Below are 17,766 nucleotides of genomic sequence, written 5' to 3'. Positions count from 1 at the left end.
ACTGAAAACTAAGGACCGAACCATGTTTTTTCCGATGTTCATCGGAGGCTTGATTGGCTACCAGCTGGGACGCTTTCCCGGACTGCTGATTGGCGCCGTCGCGGGCGTAGTGCTCGCCCAATACCTGCGCAACCGCCTCCGGGCCAAGTTGACCGACCTCCAGTCAACGTTCATCGAACCCATGTTTTCGGTGATGGGCTCGCTCTGCAAAGCCGATGGCGTGGTGACCCGGGATGAAATCCAGGTGGCCGAATCCTTCTTCACCCGGTTCCGTCTATCGGAACAACAACGGGCGATGGCCAAAGCGGCTTTCAACCGGGGTAAATCCGCCGACTTCGACCTGGATCAGGAAGTTGCTCGCTTTCGCCGGATCAGTGGCGGGCAGCCGCTCCTGCTGCAGCTGTTTTTGCAGGTACAGGTCTCCGCCGTCTCAGCCGACGGTGCCGTACACCCCCAGGAACACGCCATGCTGGTTCGTGTTGCCCGTGGGCTGGGGTTGTCTGAGCTGCAAGTAGAACAGCTTGAAGCCATGTTGAGGGGGGCCCATTCCGGCGGACAGGCAGGGTCAACCCGGGCGTCGACCAGCCAACAGCTCGCCGATGCATACAAAGTGCTCGGGGTTGATCCAGCGATCAACGATGCAGACCTGAAGAAAGCCTATCGCAAGCTGATGAGCGAAAATCACCCGGATAAGCTGGCTGGCCGGGGCATGCCAGAGAGCATGCGCGAACTGGCGGAAGAAAAAACCCGGGAAATAACCCACGCCTACGACATCGTCACCGAAGCCCGAAAATCCGCGTCCTGATCCACCGGCGCACCCGTGGGCACAGATAAACAATAACAACAGGCAAACCATAATAATGACCGCACACCTGCACCCGAACGCCATCCACGCCTTCACTGACGATGCCCTGGCCGATCACGATGCCACAGCCCTGGCCAACGCCCTGAAATCCGGCAAGCTAAGCGCTCGGGAAGTATTGAAGGCCTGTCAGCAACGGGCCGATCAGGTGGCAAAACAACTCAATGCCGAAGTCCCGATGACCGGTGAGCGGGAGCCGGTCAGCCTTGCCAGCACCGGCGCTTTCGCGGGGGTGCCCACCTACATCAAGGACAACACCGATGTCGGTGGTTTTCCAACCAACCACGGCAGCGCGGCGCTGCGTCCAGCGCCCTGCCGCAAACACAGCCCGTTCACTCGCCAGTATCTGGATCAGGGCATGGTCTGCATGGGCAAAAGCGCCCTGCCAGAGTTTGGCCTGAACGCCAGCACCGAGCCTGCTCACGGCGCGCCTACCCGCAACCCCTGGAATACCGCGTACTCATCCGGCGCTTCGTCAGGAGGCTCGGCAGCACTGGTTGCCGCAGGCGTCGTCCCCATCGCCCACGCCAACGATGGCGGCGGTTCTATACGTATACCCGCGGCCTGCTGCGGGCTGGTTGGCCTGAAGCCCAGCCGGGGGCGGCTGGTGGACAACCCGGCAGCCAGATCCCTGCCGATCAACATTCTCAGTGAAGGCGTGGTGACCCGCAGCGTTCGGGATACTGCCAACTTCTATACCGCAGCCGAGCATCACTTCCGTAACCGCAAACTGCCTGCCATCGGCCAAGTGATCGGCCCCGGCTCAAAGCGGCTCCGTATCGGGGTGGTGCTGGACTCACTCAACGGGCACCGAACCGACCCGGAAACCCGGGACACAGTGGAGCATACCGCCAAGGTGCTTGCCGAACTGGGGCATGAAGTAGTGCCAATGCCCATACCCGTTGATGACAGTTTTCCCGAGGATTTTGCACTGTACTGGGGGTTTATGGCCTCCCTGGTACGGGGAGCGGGACGCTGGGTGGTGGATCGCAGCTTTGATGCGCAGAAACTGGACGGCCTGACCTTGGGGCTGCATCGAATGTTCATGGCCAATAAATCACGACTGCCCGGCGCCCTCTTGCGGTTGCGCAGAAGCACCCACCGGTTTGAAGCCGCCATGGCCCCCTTCGATGCAGCACTGATGCCCGTGGTGAGCCATACCACGCCGGAACTGGGCTACCTGAGTCCCCAGCAACCGTTCGACACGCTGTTCCAGCGGCTGCAAGGCTACGTCGGCTTTACCCCATTGGCCAACGTGACTGGGGCACCCGCCATCGCACTTCCCATGGGATTAACCAGCGAGCACCTGCCGGTATCCGTCCAGCTGATGGCAGCACCTGGTCATGACCGCACCCTGTTGGAACTTGCATTTGCCCTTGAAGAGGCGGCGCCGTTCCCGACGCTGAGCCCGGGTATCTGAGGTCAGCAAACCTCAGGGCGTCTGTTCGGTAGCGGCATTCTGGGCATGCTCGGTATAGCCAATGACCCGGTTTCGCCCCTGCCCTTTTGCCTGGTACAGCGCAATATCCGCCAGCTCGAACAGCTCTTTGGTCTGCTCGGCCTGGTCAGGAACCCGGGCTGCCACACCAACGCTCACCGTTACCCCAATCACCTGCTCGGATATCCGGAATTCCATCCGCTCAACGGCCGTGCGGATTTTCTCCGCCACTCGAATGGCCCCTTCCTCCGGCGTGTCGGGAAGCAACACCACAAACTCCTCGCCACCATAACGGGCGGCCAAATCCTGAGGCCGGGTCACCACCTGCCGGATGGTGTCAGCCACCATCCGCAGGCAGTCGTCCCCCACGGTATGGCCATAGGTGTCATTAAACTGCTTGAAGTGATCCACATCCACCAGCAGCAGGGACAGCGGCTGCTCGAAGCGGTAAGCCCTGACACAGGCGGTCTGGAAACTGTCATCAAAATGCGCCCGGTTTTTCAGCCCTGTCAGTGCATCCGTCGCGCTGAGCTCCAGTAGTTGGGCATTCAGCTTCTCCAAGTCCCGGGTCCGTTCCTGAACCCGCTCTTCGAGTCTGGCATTGGCATCCTGCTGCAGAACCAGTGACTTTTCCTGGGCCAGACGAACTTTGCGTTCCTCCTGCAGCAATCGCTGCTGGGCCAGGAATGCCAACTGTTTCTCCTTGCTCAGACGGTTTGCCAGTGCCATCGACAACAGGATAACGCCTAGGGCAGAACCCAACTGGGTGGCATACTCAGTCACCAGGTTTCGCGGCAACATGGTGAACTTACTCAGCGCCAACACAATGCCGCCAAACAGCATCAGCGCCCAGGCCACCGCGTAATAGCGGGCCATCGGCTCATTGAGCAGCCAGCGATATACGGTGAGGGAAAGCAAGACCACACAACCCGTTGCAGCCACCACGATCGTGGGCATGATCAACAGGTGGTAAGGCACCATGAGGCCGGCCACTGCCAGCACGAAGGCGGTCGTCACACCGAGCACCATCATCTGGCTGAGACGGGGGTGGTTGGTGGGCAATACATTGAGAAAGCGCATACTGAAAATCCCCCCGAACGCGGCCACCAGATTCAGGAACACCACAATGGCCTGATCGTTCCACCAGGTGGCCTCGGGCCACAGGTACTGGAATGACAGCCCGGTAAGACTCGCCAGGAACAACGGCAGGGAGGTGATGTAGGCGACGTAATAGAGGAAGCTCCGCTCCCCTGTCGCCAGATACACAAACAGGTTATACAGAATCATCGCCAGAAAGATGCCGAAGTAGATGCCTTCGGAAATGCTGCCGGACTGGTCCGCAACGTAGAATGCCTCTTCGTCCCAGACCATGATCGGAACCTGCATGGAACTGCTGGTCTCTACCCTCAGGAAGACGGTCACCGGGGTGCCCGCCTCCAGCGTCAACGGCACCAGAAAGTTACGGTGCTCGATGGGGCGATCATAAAACGGCAGCTTATCTCCCAGACGCAGCGTCTGCGCCAGCTCACCATGAGCCTGCACATACACATCCACTTTATCCAGCACCGGGTATGCCAACTCCAGCAGCACCGAAGAGGTGCGGCTGGCCTGGGGCTTGATGGTCAGGCGGAACCAGTAGGCCTCTTCGCCATAGCCGAAACTCAGGTTGCCGGCCCCATTGCGCGTCCAGCGCGACTCTGCCAGGTCCCGAACCTGCTCAAAATCGAGCCCTTCAACCGGTTCCTGTAGGTAATCGACAAATGGCGCCGCCTCCACGCTCTGGCTATGAACCTGCCAGACCAGGGGGGTCGAATGAACACCAACTGAGCACAGCAACCCAACCAGTACCAGTAGTACTCTCTGAATAACACTCACGCCTAATCCAACCTGCGCTTCTTTTTTTATTGGCGGGAGCCGTTGGGCAATACCGGTCTATCAATTCATGGGTATCACACAACACTCCCTGGGTACTTCTGAGTATGAAGTAACTTACTGCGCCGCGCTTTAGCCAGAGACAAAAATCTGATCACCGATACAAAACTCTACACAGTAAAACTGGCACACCATCCCCCCGGCTGGGAAATTGGACAGTGGGGCAGTACATTGCCATCATTAGCAAGTTCAGCCTGGGGTTGTTGGATCGGCATTGAGCCAGATAATCAGAAAACGGAGCTTTCGTTAATCAGATGACTGACAGCTACCTGTTTACCAGTTTTCACGAAAAGCTGATGAAACTCAGTCATAACCCGCAGTTCATCAACGAGCCACGGGATCAAAAACTGGCGGCCCTAACCGAACTGTGTGCCCAGGCACTCGACACCGAACGGGTCAGCATCTGGAAAAAAAGCCACGGCGCCGACCGCATTACCTGCGAATACCTTCATAGCAGTCCCCAGATCGAAACGGTTATAGATCCAGGCGGTGATACGCCACCACTGACGCTGCATCGCCGTGACCACCCGACGTACTTCCAGGCCCTTGGCCTGGCCCGGCTCATCGACGTGCCAGACGCTCGGAACGACCCCCGCACCCGCTCTTTCAACGAGGGTTACCTTACCCCCCTGGGAATCTATTCCCTGCTCGACGCACCCGTCTTTGACGGCGCCCGTCCAAGCGGCGTGGTATGCCTGGAGTCCACGACCCCTCGCAAATGGACACTGCCGGAGCTATCCTTCGTGGTGGCGGTGGCTGATACCGTCAGCCTGATCAATACCCACGAAGCCTGGCTCGAATCGAAACGCAAACTCGACTACCTGACCCACTACGACAGCCTGACCGGCCTTGCCAATCTCTACTCCCTCCGTGAGCGTCTGGGTTACCGAATCAGCCGGGCACTGCGCAAGGGCGGCGGCGACTTCCTGCTGCTCTGGATCGACCTGGACCGGCTCAAGGTCATTAACGACGGGCTAGGCCCCGACATCGGTGATCAAGTCATTGCCGAGACCGGTCGACGCTTGAGCACACTGCCGATCAACCAGGCCGATTTGCTCGCCCGAATTGGCGGGGACGAATTTGCCCTGCTGGTTGAGGACCAGGGGCAGGAGCTACAACTGGACGACCTGGTTCAGACCATCCAGTCCCTAACCAGCCAGCCCATTGACGTCCATGGCCACCAGTTGATCATCAGCGCCAGCATTGGCATCTGCCGCTACCCGGACGATGGCGAAGATGCAGAAAGTCTGTTGCGCAACGCGGAAGCCGCCATGTACTACGCCAAGAAACAGGGGCAGGGGCAGGGGCAGGCCCACCGCTTTAATACTTCAATACGGGCCACAGCGAGATCCCGTTTTGCAATGGAACGAGAGCTCCGCGATGCGATTCTCCGGGATCACCTGAGCGTGCACTACCAACCGATTTTTGATACCCGGACCAAGACTCTGGTCGGCGCGGAAGCCCTGGTTCGCTGGCAGCACCCAAGCCGTGGCATGATGTCCCCCATCGAATTTCTGGAGATCGCACGCAGTGCGGGCCTGATGAACGCGCTGGGGGAGTCAGTGCTGCGTGAAGTTTGTCGCCATATTCAGCAAGCCCGGAAACAGGGCATAGAGCTGCCGTACATCAGTGTTAACCTGGCATCCGAGCAGGTACTCGACCCGGACCTTCCCGACCGCATCGCCAAAACCTGTCAGGCCTACTCGGTACCGCAGAGTACTCTGCACTTTGAAGTCACCGAGGACGCCATTCAGGGCGACTCAAAGCTGGTGAGTCAGAACCTGAACCGCATTGTCGCTTTGGGCTCTGAACTTGCGATTGATGACTTCGGAACCGGGTACTCGTCCCTCTCCCGGCTGAAAGCCATGCCCTTCTCCAAGCTGAAGATCGACCGCTCGTTTATTCGCGACATCCCCAATGATGAGGATGACTGCGCGATCACCCTGTCCATCATTGGTCTGGCCAAGGGGCTGGGATTGTCCCTGATTGCAGAAGGCGTGGAATCAGTGGAACACGAAACCTGGCTTGGCATCCATGGATGCCAGTACGTACAGGGCTTTCTGTACAGCAAGCCCGTGGATTTCAACACCCTGATCAGCGAATTCGTCGCTACGACTAGCTGAACGCATCGCCGGACAACGACTGGATAACCGGTTGCGGAAAAATCTCCAGAACCTGGCGAAAGCTCTCTTCCAACGGCGCCTCAACAATCACCGGTTGACCGCCTACCGGGTGACGAAACTCGATTCGGGTCGCCGCCAGCAATAACCGCCCCTGCCCAAACCGCTCCGCAAAGTAACGATTGTGCCGGCCCCGGCCGTGATTGGCATCGCCGATGATGGGATGGCTGATGTGTTTCATATGACGCCGCAACTGATGCTTGCGCCCGGTTTTTGGGTGTAACTGTACCAAGGCGTAACGGCTGGTGGGGTAGGTTTCGATGGCAACATCCAGCTCAGTAGTGGCCAGTGTCAGGTGCTCCGTCAACGCATCCCTGACCGTCTGCTCCTGCCCTTTCAGCCGCCGGTCTTCCGGCTCGTCCCGAAGTGGGTAATCAATCACACCGGATGCGGGTGGCCAGCCACGAACAATCGCCAGGTAGGTCTTGCCGACCTCACCCGCCATCATATCCACCCCAAGCGTTCGGGCGCTGTCACGGTCACGGGCAAACACCAGCACCCCGGAGGTCGGCCGATCCAGGCGGTGCACCGGATAGACATGCCGGCCACCGTTCATGGCCCGGGCGTACTGCAAGGCAAATTCGGTTTCGTGACGATCGATCGGGCTGCGGTGCACCAGTAACCCCGCCGGCTTGTGAACCACCAACAGGGCCGGATCTTCGTAGAGCAGGGTTAATGGGTTAGCGGGTGTCGGGTGTTGCATGATCGTAGGCGACGGCTCATCTGTTCCAAAAGGATAGGCTGGCATTCTACGCGGACAACGGCCATTCCCCCAGCCCTCCCGATACCCTGACTACAACCAAATCAAGCTTATTGATAATCGTTCGCATTTTTATTAATATTTCATGCCATCATACGAGCCCATCGCTGGGCTCCTCACAACGATCGACGCCCTTCCAGGAACGCACATGTCGGCTTTCTTCAATATCCAGAGTCTCGGGGTCGCTGTTGGTGGCACGGAGATTCTCCGGAACATCACCCTGGACTTCGCCAACGGTGAGGTAACCGCTCTGCTCGGCCATAATGGCTCAGGCAAATCCACCCTGCTCAAAGCCCTGGCCCGCCAGCTTTCACCCAAAGGCGGCACGCTTAGCCTCAATGGCACCCCGTTTAGCCAGATCGGTCAACGGGATTTTGCCCGCCAGGTTGGCTACATGCCCCAGCACCCGCCGGCAACGGACGGGCTGACTGTTCGGGAGCTGGTTGCCCTGGGCCGGTATCCCTGGAAAGGCCCCCTTGGGCGCTACCAGCCGGATGACCACCGGATCATCGATCAGGCGATCGACGACACCGGCCTCGGCTCATTCAGCCATCGCAGCGTCGACACGCTTTCCGGTGGAGAGCGCCAACGAGCCTGGATCGCCCTGCTGCTGGCCCAACAAACCCGCTGCCTGCTGCTTGACGAGCCGATTTCGGCGCTGGATGTCCTGCACCAGGTAGAAACGCTCCGACTGATCCGTTCGCTGGCCCGGAAACGGGGCCTCACCGTCATCATGGTGCTCCACGATGTAGACTTGGCCGCCCGCTTCTGCGACCGCCTGGTCGCCCTGAAAGCCGGAACTCTGACCGCCGACGGCTCCCCCCACGAAACCATGAACAGCCCTACCCTGGAATCCATCTATGGCGTTCCCATGGGCGTCATGGAGCGGGCACCCGGCCATTGGGTGTCCTATGTCCACTGACCAACGCCCATGTATCGGCTCCGCCTTCCGTTCGGTAACGCTCCTGCCGCTGCTGACCCTGCTGTTGCTTGTTGGCTCCAGTGCCCAGGCCGCCAGCTGGCAACACGAGCGCGGCACCCTGCGTCTGGAGGAAGTTCCCCAGCGCGTGGTCTCTCTCAACTGGGCGGCAACCGAAGCCTTGCTATTACTGGGGGTCACCCCGGTTGGCATGGCCGACCGGGATTATTACCCGGTCTGGGTCCAGGACCCGCCACTGCCGGACGGCATCGCCAACGTCGGCGCACGTAGCGCACCCAGCCTGGAAGCCATCAGCGAGTTGGCACCAGATTTGATCGTGACCAGCGGCCAGTTGGCCCCCGCCTACGAGCAGATCCGGTCCATAGCACCCACCTACGTCCTCAGTGTCTACGACAAAGCGGTCAGCCCGCCTGATCAAGCCAGAGCAATGTTTCTCACCCTTGGTGAAATGCTGGGGCGGGCAGACAGGGCCCGTGAAGTGCTGGCGGAAATCGATGCCGACCTGAGCGCCAACCGTGCCCTGCTGGCAGCCAACGGCCTCAATGACAAAGCCATAGCCGTGGTGGGGTTTATGGATGACCGCCATGTTCGCATCAACGCCAGCAACGGCTTGCTCCAGGCCGGCCTCGACGGATTGGGACTGGACAATGGCTGGCCCGCCGACGGTAACTTCTGGGGCTTTTCACTGGTTGGCCTGGAAAGCATCGCACCACTGGATAACACCCGTCTGGTGGTAATTTCTCCCACGCTTCCGGGGCTCAGGGAGCAGTTGGCCCAGAGCCCGTTTTGGCGACACCTGCCAGCGGTGGCAGACCGCGAGGTCTACCAGATCGACCCGGTCTGGACCTTTGGCGGAGTCAATGCCATTCGCCGATTCAGCGACCTGCTGACCCAGGCCTTGCTACAAGGCGGTAGCGACAATGTCCGCTGACACCACAGCGCCAACCCCGAAGCTACCGGCCAGCACCCTGTTGATCTGGACACTTGGTCTGGTGGCCGTGTCCTGGCCCTGGCTCGACAAAATGTCGCTGATTACGCTGGTGACGGCATCTGCCGCCCCGGACACCAGCCAGTTTGACCAGATCATGGTGCACTACAGCTGGGCCCCCCGGGTCGCCATGGCAGTGCTGATTGGCTCGGGGCTTGGCCTTGCAGGGGCTGTGCTGCAACAGGTGCTGCGCAACCCGCTGGCCTCCCCGACCACCCTCGGCGTGGAATCCGGCGCACAACTGGCCATTGCCATTGCTTCGCTTCATATCCCCGGCCTGCTGGTGTTCAGCCCGGACCTGACAGCGGTGGCCGGGGGGCTGCTTGGGACCGGTCTGGTTATTGCCCTGACGTGGCGCCTGGGCTTCTCTCCGGTCACGGTCATTCTCGCCGGCATGGTGGTGAGCTTTGTGCTCGGCGCCATCAACTATGCACTGCTGCTACTGAACGGAGAGTTTCTGGGGCACCTGTTCATCTGGGGCGCCGGCTCCCTGGTCCAGAATGACTGGTCCCAGTTCCAGGCTCTGTGGCCGCGGGTCGTTGTGCTCACCATTGGCATGATCCTGCTGATGCGTCCGCTGCAGCTGCTGCAGCTCGGGGCCGGCAGGGCTCGAGCACTGGGAGCGCGGGTAACGGCATTGCGCCTGCTCGCACTGTTACTGGTGATCCTGATGACGGCCTGCGTGGTGAGCCGGGTTGGCGTGGTCGCCTTCATCGGACTGGCAGCCCCCGCACTGGCGCGTCTGCTCGGGGCTCGAACCCTTCAGCAACAGCTGTTCTGGAGCACACTGATCGGTGCTGGCGTGCTGCTGCTGGCAGATGCCCTTGCCCAACTCGCCACCCAGTGGATTGGCGGCTCACTGATCCCCACCGGCACCACCACGGCGCTGATTGGCGGGCCAATCCTGCTGCTCGCCCTGCGGGGCCTGCGCAATGACCACCAAGCACCAACCCATACCAGCAACCTCACCAGCAACCCCGCCTCCTTTGCCCGTTCACGGCGCTCCCTGTGGCCGCCCATGTTGATCACCCTGATGCTGCTGGCAATCGTCACCACGCTTTCCCTCGCCTGGTCACCAAGCCTTGCAGGTTGGCAGTGGACACCGCCGTCCGAGTGGGCCAACGCCTGGCAATGGCGAGGCCCGCGGCTGGTCGCGGCGCTATTAGCAGGCATGATCCTCGGTGGGGCCGGCACCCTGATTCAGCGCCTGACCGGAAATGTCATGGCCAGCCCAGAGCTGCTCGGCATCAGTGGCGGTGCTGCCCTGGCCATGGTGGCGTTGAGCCTGCTGGGCATCAGCGCCGGGCGAGGCGGGCAATTAATCGCTGGAGCAGCGGGAGCAGCCGTTGTACTCATGCTGCTGTTCCTGCTGTCCCGCCGTCACCGGTTCTCCGGCCATCATCTGCTGTTGGGTGGGGTCGCCATCTATGTCTTTATGGATGCCGGCATTCGCCTGGTGCTGTCCAAAGGCGACACCGAGGCCATGAAGTTGCTGAACTGGTTGTCTGGCTCAACCTGGCTGGTCACAGGTTCCGAAGCCTGGGCTCTGGCGCTTATTGGCATCATCCTGCTGGCAACCGCGCTGCTCTGTTCGCGGCTGCTGACTGTGTTACCACTGGGAGGGGCGACGGCCCAGGCCCTCGGTGTCCGAGTCCCCCTGGCAAGGGCTGTGCTCCTACTACTGGCCGCCCTGCTGACGTCCGCCGCCACCATCATCATTGGGCCACTCAGTTTTGTCGGCCTGATGGCGCCTCACCTGGCCCGCATGCTCGGGCAACAAACCGTTGCCCGTCAGTTGCTCCTGGCCGCCCTGGTCGGTGCCACCCTGCTGGCAGCGGCAGACTATTTGTCACGGGTGATCCTGTTCCCCAACCAGTTACCGGCCGGCATTCTCGCGGCCCTGGTTGGTGGTTTGTATTTCTTCTGGGGGTTAAGCCGCCATGGTAAGGCATGAGCCTGATTCGCTGGCCGCCTACCCGGAGCTGCTGGCGCTGGCCGGAAAAACGCCCGAACAACTCCTGGCCACTTTGCCCGCCCGGGCTGCCGCGCCGTCCGAAGGTGCCATATTCCTGGCAGACGTGCTCGACAATCCCGAGTGGTTTGCCCGGCAGCTTGAAGTGCCCGCCGAGGCTCGCCAGGTCGAACGGCGGGTGCTGGCCTCGGTCATTCATCAGAACCTGGCGCTGGACATCCTCGGCCCGCTGACAACCACATTATTCCTCACCGGTGAAAGCGACCTGCCAGACCCCAGGGAGCTGTGGTTTGACCCTAACCAGGCGTCAGGCCGCTGGCATCGCTGTGGTGGCGGCCCCAAGGTGTCCGCCAGCACATACATCAGGCAGGTCACGACGCTGGTCAACCAGTGGTACCCGACGTTTCGCACAGCATTGGGCGTCAGCGCCGGGGCCTACTGGAGCAGCTCCGGGCTGGGGCTCTGCGCCCCCTATTCGGCACTGTACGACTGTGCCCCGCCCGAGAGTCTGTGCGACGAGGCCAGCCGCTGGCTATCCCGATTTGACTGTGATGCCCGGCGTTTCATCAACTGGATTCCATTCAACGCTGGTCCCACCCCATGTGCCATTCCCCAACGCCGGGGGTGCTGCCAGAAATACCGGCTGCCAGATGGAGGCTATTGCGGTACTTGCGGGATCTACCGCAAGCAACGAATGGCCTCTGGCGCCACAGTCTGAAACAAATTCGCAACATTACCCCTACCTGGAAATCGTTCTTATACTGCTAGAGTAACGGCCATTTTTTCTGCAGCCAGCCAAACGTCCTCGGAGACACGCCAGTGAAATGGTATTCCCGCAGCATCCTAAACCGCATCCTCACCATCATCGTTGCCGTCAACCTTTTGTTTGCCATCATAGCCGGTATCTATGTTGTTAATTCGCTGAAAGCCAAGGATAGCTACGACGAACTCGCCAGTGTCGAGATGGTTGCAGCGCTGGAAACCCAGGATGTACTGATCGATTTCAAGACCCAGGTCCAGGAGTGGAAGAACGTTTTGATCCGCGGCGCCGATCCTGCGCAACTCGACAAATACTGGAACCGCTTCCAACAACGTGAAAGCGACATCCAGACAGAGCTAGGCACCCTGATCCCGCAAGTTACCAGCGCTAATGCACAGGCCTTGCTGACCCAGTTCCAGCGTGCTCACCTCTCAATGGGGCAAGCCTATCGTCAGGGCTACCAGGCGTTTATCAATGCTGGCATGGATGCGCATGTGGGAGACCAGGCAGTTTCCGGCATTGACCGGGAGCCGGCCAAGCTGATCGACGAAGCCGTTCAGGTCATTCATGACGAAGCTCTCAGCCATGCGGAATCCCTGGCCAGTCAGGTGACCTCATCGACCTGGCAGATCGGCACCGCGCTGTTGCTGGCCATCATCCTGGGTACCGCCGCCTGCTTACTGGTGCTGATGAGAGCCATCATTCGGCCTACCCAAACCATCATCGGCCAGCTGGACAAACTCGGTAACGGCAACCTGTCTGACCCGGTAACCCTGGATCGTGAGGATGAGCTGGGCCAGCTCGCCAACGCAGCCCGCCGCCTCCACGACTTCCTGTCCACGACCAGCGCCCAGATGACCACAACGGCGCGCCAGCTCAACGATACCCGAGACACGATCTCGACCAACGCCGATCAGGTCTCCATCGAGTCGGAGCAGGCTCACCTGCGCATTGACCAGATCGCCACCGCCATGAACGAAATGTCGGCAACGGCCCAGGATGTCGCCACCCATGCCGCGGCGGTCGCCAGCCAGGTGCAGGAAACGTCGGCCCAGACCAACGATGCGGATACCCAAATCAATGGCGCCATGGACAGCATGACCCGCCTGGCTGAGCAGATACGGACCTCGACAGAGACCGTCAACCAGCTGGCCGGAGACGGCCGCCGGGTCAGCGACGTGATGAAGGTCATCCGGGAGATTGCCGACCAGACCAACCTGCTGGCCCTGAACGCTGCCATCGAAGCGGCCCGCGCCGGGGAAGCGGGCCGGGGCTTCGCCGTCGTCGCTGACGAAGTGCGCAACCTTGCGGCCAAGACCCAGGATGCCACCGTCGAAATCGACCGGATCATCGACGCCATAGCCTCCGGCTCCCGGGACGCCACCGAGTATATGCAGGCCAGCGAGATCGTCACCCAGGAAACCGCCGAAGCGGTGGCCGCTGTCCGGGCGAGTCTGAACGACATCAACCAGCGTATGGCCAGTGTCAACGACGCCACCACTCAAGTGGCCACAGCCGCCGAGGAACAGACCAGCGTCAGCGAGGACATCAGCCGGAACGTGACTGAGGTTGCGGAGATCTCCGAAAACATGAACCGGGCAGCCAAGGAAAACCTGAGCACTCTGCCCGAACTGGAGCGGATGGCCAGCGAAGCCGAGGCCATCGCCTCCCGCTTCCGCCAGTAGTACCCAATGGTTCAGGCCCTGTCCTTCAGGGCCATTCCCTCCTGCCCCCATGACAGGGCCAGCCAATTTCGCTAGCATGCGATTAAGTGACACAATGTCACGTTAATATCATTCTACGAGTGTACAGAGGTGTTCATGTACCTGGCTGGCTGGAGCAAGCAACCACTTCCCCTCACCCCACGGGGCTATGCCATGCATGGCTACGGCCAATGGCACCACCGGGCCCGCTCCACACGCCTGCCGCTGATGTGCCGCACAATCGTTCTCCATCATGGGCACCAGCACCTGGTTTTCTGCTGCCTTGATCTGGGGTACATCACCTACGCCATTCGCCAAGGTGTGTGCGACCACCTCACCACAGTACTGGGGGGCGATTTCACCCCCGAACAGCTGGTCCTGACCTGTACCCATACCCATTCCGGCCCGGGTGGCTGCAGCCACGATGGGCTCTATAACCTGGTCACCCCAGGGTATGTCCCGGACTACGTGGAAGCCATTGTCACCACCACTGCCGAAACCATCCTGGAAGCCTGGAACAGCGCTGAACCCACAGAGATCAGCCTTTCCACCGGCCATTTTGAGAATGAGATCCCGGTTGCCTGGAACCGCTCCCTCGATGCCTATAACGAGAACCCCGAGATTGTCCCCAGGGATGATCTCCATGCCCACCTGGCACTGGACCGGACCATGCCCGTCCTGGATTTCCAGAGGAATGGCCAGACCCATGCGCTGATGTCGCTGTTTGGCGTCCATGCCACCTGCGTGAGCAGTCAGCAGACCGCCTTTGACGGCGACAACAAGGGCTATGCCGCCCGCAATGCCGAGAGCCAACTGGAAGCCACGGGTATCGCCAACCCAGTTGCCATCTTCGCCCAAGGCACGGCCGGGGATGTGTCCCCCCACTACCATGGCCCCGGGCAGGCCCGCAGACGCAAGGCTATTCACGGTGAGGCCGAATACCAGTACGCACGCCGTAACGGCGAGTACCAGAGTACGCTGGCTTTGGGGGCTCTTGGCGAAGAGGCCACGCGCATTGAATCCGAGGGGCTCGACGCGCTGCTCAGCTACATCGCCATGCCGGGGCGCAAAGCTGACCCGGCTTATGCCAACGGTGTTGATGATGCCTATACCAGCGCCCCCTGCCACGGCGTACCGTTCTTCGCCGGTACCCCGGTCGATGGCCCGGGCATGCCCTCACTGCTGGCCAGATCTGCCGGCTGGCTGGCGCGCCGGCTGCGACGGAAACGCCTCAATGGTTCAGCGGACGACAGTGACCGTTCGTACTACCAACAGCTCTACCAAGCCCAGGGCAACAAGGATATCCTGCTGGAGGCGGGACGGAAGCAGGTGCTGGGGCACACGCTTGATCGCCTTCCCCTGCCGGGCTGGGCGGACCCTCTGGTTGCCGAGATGAAACGCCAGGCCCGCCTGGGTGCGCTTAACCAGAGTGACCTGGTGCCCTCTGTGCTACCGCTGCAGATCGTTACCCTGGGCCAAATTGCCGTGGTCTGCTGCCCCGGCGAATTCACCACAGTTGCTGGCCAGCGGGTGCGTGATACCGTCTCAGCTCAACTGGCAAACACCGGCATCGAACAGGTGCTGCTGCTCACCTACTGCAACGATTACATGGGCTACGTAACCACCCGCGAGGAGTATCAGCGGCAACGATACGAAGGCGGCCACACGGTCTTCGGCCAGTGGAGCCTCGCGGTCTTTCAGACCGAGTTCGCCGAACTGGCAAGGCAGCTCAACAAGGCGCCGGAGCAACGTACCTATGACCGGGAAACCCGTCCGACACCGGTGCCGGAAGCGGAACTCGCCCTGCGCAGCAACGTCCCGCCCCCCGGTCTTTGAGCGCTCATTTCCGGAGCCATTTATTCCGGCCAACAGTCATTCGTTGAAAAAAAGGCTTGAAAACAGCCAAATACGTAGGTTAGATTTTACGCACTTGTTGTCGAACTCTTTTATGTGAAGAACTGAACTTAATGAACTTCAACGCCGTTATCGTCCTAGTGAAGCTAGTCCTGGTGGTCGTGGTACCAACCGGGGGCTTTTGCGTGGACAAGCGGATGAGATAACGACACACATCCAGAATGAACACCAAAGCCCCCGGCACCGAAAGGTTCCGGGGGCTTTTTTTTGCGACCAGAAAACCAAGGGAAAATGAAAATGAACGGCGCACAACACATACTTGAGGCGTTTCATCGCCACCAGATCGACACCGTTTTCGGCTACCCCGGCGGCTGCATCATGCCGCTGTACGACGCCCTGGTGGACTCGGTGGGGATCGAGCATGTGCTGTGCCGCCACGAGCAAGGCTGTGCCCTCGCCGCAGACGGCTATGCCCGTGCCAGTGGTCGCCTCGGTGTGTGCATCGCCACCTCCGGCCCCGGTGCCACCAACCTGATCACCGGCGTCGCCAATGCCCACCGCGACTCCATTCCCATGCTGGTGATCACCGGCCAGGTGCCTTCAGCGCTGATCGGTACCGATGCCTTCCAGGAAACCGACGTTCTCGGAATGGCCCTGGGGATCGTCAAGCACAGTTACCTGGTCACCGACCCGGCGGAACTTCCGGCGATTATGGAAGAAGCCATCCATCTGGCCCAGGACGGCCGCCCCGGCCCGGTGTGGGTTGATATCCCCAAAGACATCCTGTTGACCGATATCCCGCCGACGGCCATGGCCCCGATAACCCCGGTTGCAACGGCCCCCTGCGCCATCGACGAGGCGTTGGCCCTGCTCAGCGAGGCTCGTCGCCCCCTGCTCTACAGTGGTGGCGGTGTCAGCCTGGCTGGTGCAGAACAAGCCTTCCGTCAGTTCGCCGACCAGGCTGGCATACCCAGCGTTGTTACCCTTAAGGGTATTGGTAACCACAGCCGGCATGACCCCTACCATTTGGGCATGCTGGGGATGCACGGTTCACGGGGCGCTAACCTGGCGGTAGACGCCTGCGACCTGCTGATGGTTGTTGGCGCGCGGCTCGATGACCGGGCCACCGGCAAGCTCGACGGCTTTGCCCCGAACGCCCGGGTCATCCACATTGACGCGGATGCCGCCGAATTCAACAAGCTGCGGAAAGCGGATATTGCCTTGAATGGGGATCTTGGCAGCCTGATGCAGGCGTTTACCCAGGCCACGTCTGGCACCCCACTGGCCATTGGCGACTGGCAACAGCAATGCCAGGAGTGGCGCGCCACCAAGGGCTTTCCTGCTGCCGATAACGACGAGCCGGAAGCGCCAATCAGCGGCCCCGCGTTTGTGCGCCAGCTGTCCCGGATTACCGGCGATGACACCGTCATTGCCTGCGACGTTGGCCAGCACCAGATGTGGGTCGCCCAGCACTATCGCTTTGCTCACCCCCGTCACCACCTCACCAGTGGTGGCCTGGGCACCATGGGCTTTGGCCTTCCGGCGGCCATTGGTGCCCAGTTCGCCTGCCGGGGGAAAACCGTGATCAACGTCAGCGGTGACGGTTCGTTCATGATGAACGCCCAGGAGCTGGCGACCATCCGCCGCTACCGGCTGCCGGTCAAGCTGATCATCATGGACAACCAGTGCCTGGGCATGGTCCGCCAGCAACAGGAACTGTTCTACGGTAACCGGGAGAGCCAGATCAACCTGGACGATAACCCGGACTTCGTGGCAATGGCGCGGGCGTTCGACATTCCGGCCATCAGCATCCAGCGGAGCGACCAGATTCGCCGGGGAATCGAAACCATACTGGCCTACGACGGCCCCATGCTCCTGCATGTGGCCATTGCCCGCCAGGACAACGTCTGGCCCATCGTCAAACCGGGCGCCAGCAACGGCGACATGCTGGATGAGCATACCCAGCGACACCAGAACATGTCTGCGGGCCAGACACCAACAGAACACCCAACAAGCAGTGCCAGCAGCGCCCAGGCGCCCAAACGAAATGCCAAGGAGAATGCCGCATGAGCCAGCCAGACCAGCATCGTATCTACTGTGAAATGAACCCGGAGCCTGCCGCCATTGAGCGCCTGTGTCAGGTCATCCGAGTCCGGGGCTTTGAGGTAACCGGCATGAATGCCGAACTTCGGGACGGCACCTGGGAAATGGCACTGACCCTCAAGGGCAGCCGCCCGGTTGCCATGCTGCAATCACAGCTTGAGAAGCTGCACACGGTCAACCGGGTACACCGGATGCCCGCCGTCGCTGCCGCCCAACGGGCCTGAGTTACCCCACAACAGCCTGACAAAAAGAAGCCCGGTCATCGCCGGGCTTC

Annotated in this window: 13 protein-coding genes; 11 read left to right on the top strand and 2 right to left on the bottom strand. The window is 60.8% G+C overall.

Going from position 1 to position 17,766, the window contains the following annotated elements; translation table 11 throughout:
• Positions 1 to 22 precede the first annotated feature (22 nt).
• Both djlA and BMZ67_RS06530 read left to right on the top strand, forming a co-directional pair.
• Entirely contained in the window at positions 23 to 805 is a 783-nt protein-coding gene (djlA, locus tag BMZ67_RS06535; protein WP_092021151.1) for a co-chaperone DjlA, read from the top strand.
• Between the two features lie 55 nt (positions 806 to 860).
• Positions 861 to 2,282, top strand: coding sequence for an amidase (locus BMZ67_RS06530; RefSeq protein ID WP_092021150.1), 1,422 nt, complete (start codon positions 861 to 863; stop codon positions 2,280 to 2,282).
• A gap of 12 nt (positions 2,283 to 2,294) precedes the next feature.
• Here BMZ67_RS06530 and BMZ67_RS06525 read toward each other — a convergent pair whose 3' ends face one another.
• Positions 2,295 to 4,175, bottom strand: coding sequence for a sensor domain-containing diguanylate cyclase (locus BMZ67_RS06525; RefSeq protein ID WP_245749898.1), 1,881 nt, complete (start codon positions 4,173 to 4,175; stop codon positions 2,295 to 2,297).
• A 311-nt stretch (positions 4,176 to 4,486) separates the two neighbouring features.
• On the opposite strand from BMZ67_RS06525, the gene BMZ67_RS06520 reads away from it, so the two are divergent.
• Complete coding sequence (locus BMZ67_RS06520; protein WP_092021149.1) at positions 4,487 to 6,355, top strand: sensor domain-containing phosphodiesterase; 1,869 nt, start codon at positions 4,487 to 4,489, stop codon at positions 6,353 to 6,355.
• On the opposite strand, the gene BMZ67_RS06515 is transcribed toward BMZ67_RS06520, so the two are convergent.
• The gene (locus tag BMZ67_RS06515) at positions 6,348 to 7,115 is read right to left on the bottom strand and encodes a pseudouridine synthase (RefSeq protein ID WP_092021148.1); all 768 of its coding nucleotides are present in this window, start codon (positions 7,113 to 7,115) and stop codon (positions 6,348 to 6,350) included. The two genes, BMZ67_RS06520 and BMZ67_RS06515, sit on opposite strands and share 8 nt — an antisense overlap.
• Before the next feature lie 205 nt (positions 7,116 to 7,320).
• Between BMZ67_RS06515 and BMZ67_RS06510 the strand changes: the two genes are divergently transcribed.
• From BMZ67_RS06510 to BMZ67_RS06475, 8 genes are all read left to right on the top strand, one after another.
• The gene (locus BMZ67_RS06510; protein WP_092021147.1) at positions 7,321 to 8,094 is read left to right on the top strand and encodes an ABC transporter ATP-binding protein; all 774 of its coding nucleotides are present in this window, start codon (positions 7,321 to 7,323) and stop codon (positions 8,092 to 8,094) included.
• Positions 8,084 to 9,043: an ABC transporter substrate-binding protein gene (locus BMZ67_RS06505; RefSeq protein WP_092021146.1), complete on the top strand. Its 960-nt coding sequence runs from the start codon at positions 8,084 to 8,086 to the stop codon at positions 9,041 to 9,043. The genes BMZ67_RS06510 and BMZ67_RS06505 overlap by 11 nt, the downstream gene beginning before the upstream one ends.
• A complete protein-coding gene (gene fhuB / locus BMZ67_RS06500; RefSeq protein ID WP_092021145.1) occupies positions 9,033 to 11,054 on the top strand; it encodes a Fe(3+)-hydroxamate ABC transporter permease FhuB in 2,022 nt (673 codons plus the stop codon). The genes BMZ67_RS06505 and fhuB overlap by 11 nt, the downstream gene beginning before the upstream one ends.
• The gene (locus BMZ67_RS06495; RefSeq protein WP_092021144.1) at positions 11,041 to 11,790 is read left to right on the top strand and encodes a (2Fe-2S)-binding protein; all 750 of its coding nucleotides are present in this window, start codon (positions 11,041 to 11,043) and stop codon (positions 11,788 to 11,790) included. Before fhuB ends, BMZ67_RS06495 begins: the two co-directional genes overlap by 14 nt.
• Positions 11,791 to 11,891: 101 nt before the next feature.
• A complete protein-coding gene (locus BMZ67_RS06490; RefSeq protein ID WP_092021143.1) occupies positions 11,892 to 13,517 on the top strand; it encodes a methyl-accepting chemotaxis protein in 1,626 nt (541 codons plus the stop codon).
• A gap of 135 nt (positions 13,518 to 13,652) precedes the next feature.
• Entirely contained in the window at positions 13,653 to 15,371 is a 1,719-nt protein-coding gene (locus BMZ67_RS06485; RefSeq protein WP_092021142.1) for a neutral/alkaline non-lysosomal ceramidase N-terminal domain-containing protein, read from the top strand.
• Positions 15,372 to 15,686: 315 nt separating this feature from the next.
• A complete protein-coding gene (ilvG, locus tag BMZ67_RS06480) occupies positions 15,687 to 17,459 on the top strand; it encodes an acetolactate synthase 2 catalytic subunit (protein ID WP_092021141.1) in 1,773 nt (590 codons plus the stop codon).
• The gene (locus tag BMZ67_RS06475) at positions 17,456 to 17,716 is read left to right on the top strand and encodes an ACT domain-containing protein (protein ID WP_217642465.1); all 261 of its coding nucleotides are present in this window, start codon (positions 17,456 to 17,458) and stop codon (positions 17,714 to 17,716) included. The genes ilvG and BMZ67_RS06475 overlap by 4 nt, the downstream gene beginning before the upstream one ends.
• Positions 17,717 to 17,766: the final 50 nt, after the last annotated feature.

Source organism: Marinobacter zhejiangensis (assembly GCF_900114775.1).
Taxonomy (GTDB): domain Bacteria; phylum Pseudomonadota; class Gammaproteobacteria; order Pseudomonadales; family Oleiphilaceae; genus Marinobacter; species Marinobacter zhejiangensis.
This window is presented reverse-complemented; position numbering and strand designations above follow the sequence as displayed.